This is a genomic window from Halothiobacillus sp., assembly GCF_027346185.1.
Taxonomy (GTDB): domain Bacteria; phylum Pseudomonadota; class Gammaproteobacteria; order Halothiobacillales; family Halothiobacillaceae; genus Halothiobacillus.
Genome location: NZ_DAIESY010000094.1, coordinates 1 through 7648, shown reverse-complemented (window position 1 = coordinate 7648; position 7648 = coordinate 1). Strand labels below are relative to the sequence as shown.

8 protein-coding genes are annotated in these 7648 nt (G+C 54.1%); 5 read left to right on the top strand and 3 right to left on the bottom strand.

Annotated features, from left to right (window positions below):
- From zwf to tsaB, 3 genes are all read left to right on the top strand, one after another.
- Window positions 1-1277 (top strand): glucose-6-phosphate dehydrogenase (zwf, locus tag M7R55_RS07100; RefSeq protein ID WP_298219723.1); only part of this gene is annotated, 1277 nt, incomplete at its 5' end.
- A gap of 92 nt (window positions 1278-1369) precedes the next feature.
- Window positions 1370-3013 (top strand): glucose-6-phosphate isomerase, encoded by a 1644-nt coding sequence (gene pgi, locus M7R55_RS07095; protein ID WP_298219722.1) that lies wholly within the window; start codon window positions 1370-1372, stop codon window positions 3011-3013.
- A 32-nt stretch (window positions 3014-3045) separates the two neighbouring features.
- A complete protein-coding gene (gene tsaB, locus M7R55_RS07090; protein WP_298219721.1) occupies window positions 3046-3753 on the top strand; it encodes a tRNA (adenosine(37)-N6)-threonylcarbamoyltransferase complex dimerization subunit type 1 TsaB in 708 nt (235 codons plus the stop codon).
- Here tsaB and M7R55_RS12240 read toward each other — a convergent pair.
- The 3 genes from M7R55_RS12240 to M7R55_RS07080 all read right to left on the bottom strand — a co-directional run bounded on the left by M7R55_RS12240 (window position 3725) and on the right by M7R55_RS07080 (window position 5673).
- Entirely contained in the window at window positions 3725-4057 is a 333-nt protein-coding gene (locus M7R55_RS12240) for a DUF4188 domain-containing protein (RefSeq protein WP_366881167.1), read from the bottom strand. The two genes, tsaB and M7R55_RS12240, sit on opposite strands and share 29 nt — an antisense overlap.
- Window positions 3948-4952, bottom strand: coding sequence for an NAD(P)-dependent alcohol dehydrogenase (locus M7R55_RS07085; RefSeq protein ID WP_298219720.1), 1005 nt, complete (start codon window positions 4950-4952; stop codon window positions 3948-3950). The genes M7R55_RS12240 and M7R55_RS07085 overlap by 110 nt, the downstream gene beginning before the upstream one ends.
- Window positions 4953-5064: 112 nt before the next feature.
- On the bottom strand, window positions 5065-5673 hold the full coding sequence (locus M7R55_RS07080) for a nitroreductase family protein (RefSeq protein WP_298219719.1): 609 nt from the start codon (window positions 5671-5673) through the stop codon (window positions 5065-5067).
- Between the two features lie 639 nt (window positions 5674-6312).
- Here M7R55_RS07080 and M7R55_RS07075 point away from each other — a divergent pair.
- Both M7R55_RS07075 and M7R55_RS07070 read left to right on the top strand, forming a co-directional pair.
- Window positions 6313-6837, top strand: a complete 525-nt coding sequence (locus tag M7R55_RS07075) for a CIA30 family protein (RefSeq protein ID WP_366881165.1) — start codon at window positions 6313-6315, stop codon at window positions 6835-6837.
- A 25-nt stretch (window positions 6838-6862) separates the two neighbouring features.
- Window positions 6863-7648 (top strand): deoxyribodipyrimidine photo-lyase (locus tag M7R55_RS07070; RefSeq protein WP_298219718.1); only part of this gene is annotated, 786 nt, incomplete at its 3' end.

Here is a 7648-nt window from a genome sequence, read left to right as displayed (position 1 = left end):
CCCCCACCGCGGCGCTCGAAAAATTGTTGTCCCAGCTGTATTTTCACAACGGTGATTATCAGGCGGAGGATTCATTCACCTCGTTGGCACAACGACTGTTCAATGACGAATTCCCCGCCTGCATCATGTTCTACTTCGCTGTCCCCCCGGATGCGTTCGGCCCCATCTGCCAGCATCTGGCAGCGGCTGGACTGGTCGAGGAATCCAAGGGTTGTCGGCGACTGGTCATCGAGAAGCCTTTCGGTAACGACATCGAAAGCGCCCATGCACTTGACTCCTTGTTGCACCGTCACTTCAGTGAACAACAGATTTACCGGATTGACCACTACCTCGGCAAAGGCACCGTGCAGAACATCATGGTGATGCGCTTCGCCAACCTGCTGCTCGAGCCCTTGTGGAACCGCAATTTCATCGACCATGTACAGATCTCCCATGCCGAGACATTGGGTGTGGGCGGACGAGCCGGCTATTACGAATCCGCAGGCGCTCTTCGTGACATGGTGCAGAGCCATCTGATGCAAATGCTGGCCTTGATCGCGATGGAACCACCACCATCCATGGACCCAGAGGCCGTGCGGGACGAAAAGGTCAAGGTGCTTCGCAGCATACGACCTATTTCACCGCGCGCCGTGCACGCACAGGCATTCCGCGCGCAATATCAACGTGGCGTGGTCAAAGGAGAAAACGAAATCGGCTATCTCGATGAAGATGGCGTCGCCCCCGACTCCATCACCGAGACCTACGCGGCAGTCAAACTCTACATCGACAATTGGCGATGGAAAGGCGTGCCGTTCTATTTGCGTACCGGCAAGCGCCTGGCGCAGACCCACTCACAGATTTCGATTCGCTTCCGCGATCCGCCGCAGCAGTTGTTTCGCGAGACGGCCATCACAAAAACAGAACCGAACTGGCTTCTGATCGGCATTCAGCCCCAGGAGAACGTCCGGTTCGAGTTGCAGATCAAAACCGACGGACTGGAAATGCGCACCCGCACCGTGCAGATGGATGCCAGTTACACCGCTCCAGAGCGTGAAAACCTCGACGCCTACGCGGCCCTGCTGCTGGACGTGATGCGTGGCGATCAAACCCTGTTTTTGCGCTACGACGAGGTGGCTTGGGCATGGCGCGTGGTGGATCCGATCCTTAAGACCTGGTCGGTCGAACGGGACTATATACATACCTACAAAGGCGGCACCTGGGGGCCGAAAGAATCTGATCGATTATTCGATGACGATAGTCATCAGTGGCGAAATGATTTGTCCATTCCATCAAACTAGACAACACAGGCAAAAATGGAAATTGTGACTATCAGCCACCTATTGCAACTCAATACAATCCAAAAAATTCCAAACGATAGGTTATCAAAAGCATGAGCCGGCTAACTCGATCCCTCGCATGGCAAAAGTTGGTAGATCATGGTGAGCAGATGAAGTCTGTTCATCTTTCTGACCTCTTTACACAACACCCCGAGCGCGCGCAAATCTACGCCCAGCAGGTCGCAGGGCTGCATGTTGATTACAGCAAACAACGGATCACCAGCGATACGCTCGATCTGTTGCAGCAACTGGCTGCGGACTGTGGTGTTCTGGCTCGTCGTGACGCCATGTTTGCCGGTGAGAAAATCAATACCACCGAGAACAGGGCCGTACTGCACGTCGCCCTGCGCAACCGTAGCAATCACCCGATTCTGGTCGATGGCGAGAATGTCATGCCAGAAGTCAATGAAGTATTAGGGCGCATGCGCCAGTTCACCGACTCGGTACATGAGGGCCGCTGGCTGGGTTATTCTGGTGAGCGCATTACCGATGTGGTGAATATCGGCATCGGCGGCTCAGACCTCGGGCCGAGAATGGTATGCGATGCCCTCGCCTCTCATAGCCTGCCGGGAATAAACGTTCATTTCGTCGCAAACATTGCCCCAAGCGAAATCGCCAGTCTGCTCAAAACACTGGACCCGGCACGCACACTATTTGTTGTCGCCTCCAAGACCTTCACAACCCAGGAAACGCTGACCAACGCCCACACGGCCCGACGCTGGTTCCTAGACCATGCTCCCAACGAATCGGCCATCGAAAAACATTTCGTGGCCGTTTCGACCAACCATAAAGCGGTTTCGGCATTCGGCATCAATACCGACAACATGTTCGGCTTTTGGGATTGGGTTGGTGGGCGATACTCACTGTGGTCGGCCATCGGCCTGCCCATTGCACTCTATATCGGTATGGATGGCTTCGAGCGCCTGCTCGAAGGCGCACACGCCATGGATGAGCATTTCCGCCAGGCGCCAGCAGAACAGAATCTGCCTTTGATCCTGGGTTTGATCGATGTTTGGAACAGCAACTTTCTCGGTGCAGAAACCCTGGCTGTATTGCCTTATGGCACGCGCCTCGGCAGACTCCCAGCCTATCTTCAGCAGGCGAGCATGGAATCCAACGGCAAATCGGTCGATCTCGATGGCCAACGGGTCGATTACGCGACAGGCCCCGTGGTTTGGGGTGGTGCGGGCACGAATGGTCAACATGCGTTCTACCAGCTTCTGCACCAAGGCACACGCCTGATTCCGACCGATTTCATCGCCTCCATTCGCACCCACTCGCCGATTGGTGAACAACAGGCCATGCTGCTTGCCAACATGCTGGCGCAAACCCGAGCCTTAATGCTCGGTCGCGGACTGGATGCTGTTGTCGCAGAAATGAAGGCGACTGGCATTGACGACGAAACGATTGCCCGTGTTTCACCACACCGGGTATTCCTTGGCAACCAGCCAAGCTCTACCATCCTGTTCCCGCAGATGACACCGGAAGCCGTCGGCGCGCTAATCGCGCTGTACGAGCATCGTATCTTCGTGGCAGGCGCCATCTGGCATATCGACTCATACGATCAATGGGGCGTGGAACTCGGCAAGCAGATGGCCGGCGAACTCTTGCCCGCCATCGGCAAAGTTCCGGTAGCCGGTAGCTTCGACCCATCGACCGAAGCCTTGCTCAGCACCATTCATAAACACTGGGTTTGATTATCTGGGTTTGATTATTTGGATACCTTGGTTTGAATATCTTATTTATCGACTCGGCCACCGAAGCTTGCACGGCCGCGCTCTGGCATAACGGAACAGTTCTGAGCGCATTCGAACTGGCCCCCAAGGCGCATACACACCGCTTGCTACCGATGGCGGAGCAATTGCTCAGCGAAGCCGGCATTGATTACAACCAGCTCGATCTGATCGCCTATGGCCGCGGCCCCGGTTCGTTCACGGGCGTACGCATCGCCACCGCTTGCGCGCAGGGCATGGCCCTGGGGCTGGATATTCCCGTACTCGGGATTTCTTCACTCGCCACCCTGGCACAAGCACTGAGGGAACAGGCGTTTCAAGCAGGTGGCGGCATCATTCACGCGGCACTCGATGCTCGCATGGGAGAGATTTATTACGGCCGATATCTGGTGGATGATGCTGGGGTTGTCACACCACTGGGAGAGGAACGCGTTATCTCACCCGAGTTGATTCTGTTGGAATTCGCCACAAACACGAACGAACGTGAATACGCAACCGGCTCCGGTTTTGCACGTTACCCTGCCCTGCTTAGAGCCAAAGCGTGGCGGAGTACTAGCCCGGATGCCTACCCTGATGCTCGCCATGCCATTGAACTCGCGGCCACTACGCCCGCTTCGCAATGGCAGGATCCAGCAGATGCCGCTCCCATCTATCTCCGTGATAACGTGGCTCGGGTCAAAGCGGCGGCATCAGTAGCATATTAGGCTTTCGATTATCCTCTTCTGTACAGTGGACCCCTGCTAACGCCAAACCCATCTTTGGCATACTGCGGAAGCCGCACTCACACTGATTTGCTTGAACAATGTAGATCTCATGCCATATTCCAACGCAGGCTCCCGTGGCTACAGCTCGATTTAAGCGTTTCCATGGTTCCCGAATTCGCCGGAAATAATTACGCTCAGATTTGATTGAGCACCACGCGATAACGGGCCTTGCCGCTTCGTAAGTGGGCAATGGCTTCGTTGATATCTGAGAAATCAAAGTCTTCAGTGATGGGTTCGATACCATGCCGTGCGGCAAAGTCCAGCATCTTTGCCAAGGTGGCTGGGCTACCAACGGGCGACCCCGACACCGATCGTTGCGCCATGATCAAACTGAATGCAGGCACACGCAGCGGCTCCAAGGCGGCGCCGACCACGTGTAAACGACCTCTGGACTTGAGTGTACCGAGGTAGGCATCCCAGTTGAGGGTGACATTAACGGTGGATAACAGAAAATCAAACCGGCCAGCGGCAGCGACCAGCGCCGCAATATCACGGGAATCCAGCGTGTGGTGGGCACCGAGCTCCAGCGCCTCGATACGCTTGGTTTCACTGCTGGTAAATGCTGTAACCTCACAACCCCAGGCATTGAGAAATTGAACAGCCAGGTGACCGAGGCCGCCAATACCGATCACGCCGACACGAGCGGTGGGTGAAAGCTGGGACTGAATCATGGGGTTGAATACCGTGATACCACCGCAAAAAAGTGGTCCTGCAGTAACCGGATCAAGCCCTTCGGGTAAAGGGATAACACTCGCTGCTTGTGCGCGCACCTTGTCCGCGAACCCACCGTGCCGGCCGATGATGGTGGATTCAGCCTGAGCACACAGATTGTGGTCGCCATCCATGCAGGTCGCGCAAGTCATACAGTAGCCGGAATGCCAGCCAAGTCCGACGCGTTGCCCGACGTGAAGCTGCGTCACGCCGGCACCAATCGCGCCGATGGTGCCGACCACTTCATGTCCCGGTACCAAGGGATAGCTGGACAGTCCCCATTCGTTGTCGATCATGCTCAAATCACTGTGACAAATGCCACAGTGTTCGACATTGATCTCAACCTGTTGATCCCCCAGTGGACCCGGATCATAGTCAAACGGTTTGAGTTCACCACCGGGTTCAAATGCGGCGTAGGCTTTGATCATTTTGAGTCTCCTGTCATGAATTGGCACATCAAAGGCAGATATCACTATCGGTTCGCACTACAGGCTATCTCAAGAGTGCCTTGTATCGTCTTCTTATATCGTCCTGATAAAATCAGCGGTCAAAACCATTGCGAATCACCACATTTTCCATACTGAGCTGCCCGGGCTTGGGCCACACATCGCGCGTTTTTTTACCGATGGCAAGCATGAATGCGATTTCGTGATCATCCGGTAACTGAATGATTCTGGCCACTGCATCGAAATCGAAACCGTCCATGGGACAGCTGTCGAGGTTCATGGCTCGAGCCGCGAGCATTAATGTCTGGCCGGCGATGCCGCAGCTGCGCATGATTTCATCTCGCTGGACCTGCGGTCGATCACGATAGTACGCATCGATGGCTGGAACCATCATCTCCCGCACTGCATAGGGGGCACCTGCCCACACCTGAGCAGCATTTTTTTGCCAGCTGAGTGTATCCGCACACAAAATGACGAGCATCGAGGCATCCGTCACCTGGGCCTGATCCCAAGCCACGGCCCGAATCGCCTGGCGCGTCTGCGCGTCATCGACAACGACGAAGCGCCAATGCTGCAAATTAAAAGCGGTGGGCGATTGCATCGCCAGATCGAGCAATTCACGCTGATCCGATTCGCTTAACTTGAAATCAGGGTCGAAATACTTCACGGCCCGACGAGAACGAATAGCGTCGAAAATATGCATCACAAACTCCTGAGCAATTAAAAAACTTAATAAAACAAATATTTAAACAGCAGCTCTTTCCGACTGTGTTGGGCATGAATAGCAAAACGCGCGGCGCCTGGAGCATATTTCACCAATCTGGTCAGGCGGCTACCACCGCCGCCTACACGCTCAATCAATTTGAGTATTACGGTCAGTTCTGGCGATGAAACCTAAGTAAATGCTGATTTATTCCATCCTTGGAATAAATCAGCTCGCTCATCGCGGTACACGCCCGCGATGGCTCTCACGAATCAAAGACTGACGTCTTTGTTCGTGTTGGGGCATCCTGCCCCAAGCGGGAAGCACTGAATAAATCAGCGCTTCCCTAAGGCAATTCAGCCATATCCAACACAGCAGGTCGCAACAAGTCTGCATGTAATGGAGTAAGTGGAAATCCGGGCATCTTCAGACCACCTAAAGCGTCAGAGTCAAGAATCAATAGTCCGAAAAGAGAGTAGCCCACTAATGATCTTTTGGCAGGATGAGTAAGATTAAAAATTTGATACTAAGATCAGTAAAAATTTCGCCAACCAAATGCCAAACAAGCATGCGATTCTCCTTTGGTCAAATCAGCCAACCATATGACATAGATCGGTTCATTCACGTAGCGGTATTAATATGAATGTTAACAACTCCCATTTGATGCATTACCCACTATTCCGTACCGATGACGTCAACCTGCCAAATCACTGGCAAACGGCCGATGATCGCGTGATGGGTGGGGTATCTGTCGCCCAGATGGGCCCACCTGATCAAGCTGATATCCTTGGGGTGTGTCTACGTGGGCAGGTTTCGCTGGAAAATCGAGGTGGGTTTATTCAAATAAAATGGCCCGTTACACGCTCGGATTTAAACGAAATTGCCAAGCACACGGGCATTTATGTTCGCGCATGGGGTAATGGCGAATCCTATAACATACACCTTCGCACTCGTTCACTTTGGTTGCCTTGGCAATCCTATCGGCAAACGTTTGTCGCCAGCCAGCAACCGCAATACCACTATTTTTCTTTTGATGAATTTGCGCCGTACAAAACCTCGCTTCAGTTTCGACCGCAAGCATTAAAAAAAATTGCGATTGTGGCGATTGGTCGTGCGTTTTCGGCGAATGTCTGTGTGGGCGAAATGGGATTTTATGCGCAATAATCCAGTTAATTTTTGGGTTTAGTCTGTGCACACAATTTTGTACTGGTTCCGAAACGATTTGCGTTTGGCCGACAACCCCTGTTTCACTGAAGCCTGCGCCACAGCCGACCGGCTCTTGCCTGTGTACATTCACGATGAACAGCTCGAGCAAAATACTGCTTGGGGATTCGCGCGCATGGGTGCGCATCGCCACGCGGTGCTTGCCTCGGCGTTGCGCGGCCTTGATCAATCGCTTCGATCTCGCGGAAGTCGTTTGTACTATAGCCAGGGGCAGCCGGTGGCCATCATTACCGCGCTGGCTCAACGCTTTGCGGTGGATGCTGTTTGGGTTGAAGACATCGCCGCGCCCGAGGAACGCACCGAGGTTTATGCCTTAAGCCAAGCGCTTGAGCCGGTGGGGGTGAAGCTGCACACCCGCTGGCAATCTTCGATGATCGCACCCGATGCCTTGCCATTTGCGTTAAGCGACTTGCCGGATATATTCACCCGCTTTCGCACGCAGATTGTGAAAGCCGGTATATCGGTAAACAAGCCTTGTGCGGCACCAGAGATCCTCCCTGCTTGGCCTGATTTGGTGGCAGAACCCCTGCAGGCTCAGGATGCCGTTGGTATCGCACAGGAACTGATGCCAACGGCGCCGGTGGGGGCGGGCGATCCGCACAGTGCATTCCCCTATTTTGACGCGACTTGCCGGGTGGATGAAGCCCGTGCCCAGGCGCATTTGGCGCAGTATTTCGCTCGCCGTTTACCGCATACCTACAAAGCGACGCGCAATCAGCTCATTGGGGTAGATTATTCGAGCAAATGGTCG

Coding starts and splice junctions, on each gene's coding strand:
- pgi (WP_298219722.1), top strand. CDS start 1,370: ATGAGCCGGCTAACTCGATCCCTCGCATGGCAAAAGTTGGTAGATCAT.
- M7R55_RS12240 (WP_366881167.1), bottom strand. CDS start 4,057: ATGGTATCGAACCCATCACTGAAGACTTTGATTTCTCAGATATCAACG.
- M7R55_RS07085 (WP_298219720.1), bottom strand. CDS start 4,952: ATGATCAAAGCCTACGCCGCATTTGAACCCGGTGGTGAACTCAAACCG.
- M7R55_RS07080 (WP_298219719.1), bottom strand. CDS start 5,673: ATGCATATTTTCGACGCTATTCGTTCTCGTCGGGCCGTGAAGTATTTC.
- M7R55_RS07075 (WP_366881165.1), top strand. CDS start 6,313: ATGAATGTTAACAACTCCCATTTGATGCATTACCCACTATTCCGTACC.